Annotated in this window: 1 protein-coding gene; it reads left to right on the forward strand. The window is 66.0% G+C overall.

What is annotated here, in order from left to right; translation table 11 throughout:
- The coding region (gene oadA / locus PGR23_RS24370) for a sodium-extruding oxaloacetate decarboxylase subunit alpha (protein ID WP_430915672.1) at positions 1-1,442 on the forward strand (1,442 nt) is incomplete at both ends.

Genomic DNA, 1,442 nt, shown 5'->3' on the forward strand with positions numbered 1-1,442 from the left:
GACGTCGGCTACCGCTCGCTGGAATGCTGGGGCGGCGCCACCTTTGACGCCTGCATCCGCTTCCTCGGCGAGGACCCGTGGGTCCGCCTGCGCGAACTGAAAAAGGTGATGCCGAAAACCCCGCTGCAGATGCTGCTGCGCGGCCAGAACCTGCTCGGCTACCGCCACTACGCCGACGACGTGGTGGCGCGCTTTGTGGAGCGCGCCGTCAAAAACGGCATGGACGTGTTCCGCGTTTTCGATGCCATGAACGACCCGCGCAACATGAAAGCCGCCCTGCAGGCGGTGCGCAGCCACGGCGCCCACGCCCAGGGGACCCTCAGCTACACCACCAGCCCGGCGCACACCCTGCAGACCTGGCTCGACCTCACCGAACAGCTGCTGGAGACCGGCGTCGACTCCATCGCCATCAAGGACATGTCCGGCATTCTCACCCCGAACGCCGCCTTTGAGCTGGTCAGCGAAATCAAAAAACGCTTTGCCGTCACCCTGCACCTGCACTGCCACGCCACCACCGGCATGGCGGAGATGGCGCTGCTGAAGGCTATTGAAGCCGGCGTCGACGGCGTCGATACCGCCATCTCCTCGATGAGCGCCACCTACGGCCACCCGGCCACCGAAGCGCTGGTGGCCACCCTCGCCGGGACCCGCTACGACACCGGCCTCGATATCCACAAACTGGAGAGCATCGCCGCGTACTTCCGCGAGGTGCGCAAAAAATACCACGCCTTCGAAGGCCAGCTGAAAGGCACCGACAGCCGTATCCTGGTCGCCCAGGTGCCGGGCGGGATGCTCACCAACCTTGAGAGCCAGCTTAAACAGCAGAGCGCCGCCCACCGTCTGGATGAGGTGCTGGCGGAAATCCCCCGCGTGCGCGAGGACCTCGGCTTCATCCCGCTGGTCACCCCGACCTCGCAGATTGTCGGCACCCAGGCGGTGCTTAACGTGCTGGGCGGCGAGCGCTACAAAACCATCGCTAAAGAGACCGCCGGTATCCTGAAAGGCGAATACGGCCACACCCCGGCGCCGGTTAACGCCGCCCTGCAGGCGCGGGTGCTCGACGGCGCCGACGCCGTCACCTGCCGCCCGGCCGACCTGCTGAAGCCTGAGCTGGCGGAGCTTGAAGCCGACGTCAAACGCCAGGCGCAGGAGAAGGGCATCACGCTTGCCGAAAACGCCATCGACGACGTGCTCACCGTGGCGCTGTTCCCGCAAATCGGCCTGAAGTTCCTCGAAAACCGCCACAACCCGGCGGCCTTTGAGCCCGTGCCGCAGGTGGAAGAAGCAAAATCTGCCGCGCCGGCAAAAGCCGCCGCCTCCGGCGTCTACACCGTGGAAGTGGAAGGCAAAGCCTTCGTGGTCAAAGTCAGCGACGGCGGCGACGTCAGCCAGCTGACGGCGGCCACTCCGTCTTTCGCACCGGTTCAGGCAGCCGCCCCGGC

Origin of the sequence: Klebsiella sp. 141162 (genome assembly GCF_050600755.1) — a bacterium.
GTDB lineage: Bacteria > Pseudomonadota > Gammaproteobacteria > Enterobacterales > Enterobacteriaceae > Klebsiella > Klebsiella aerogenes.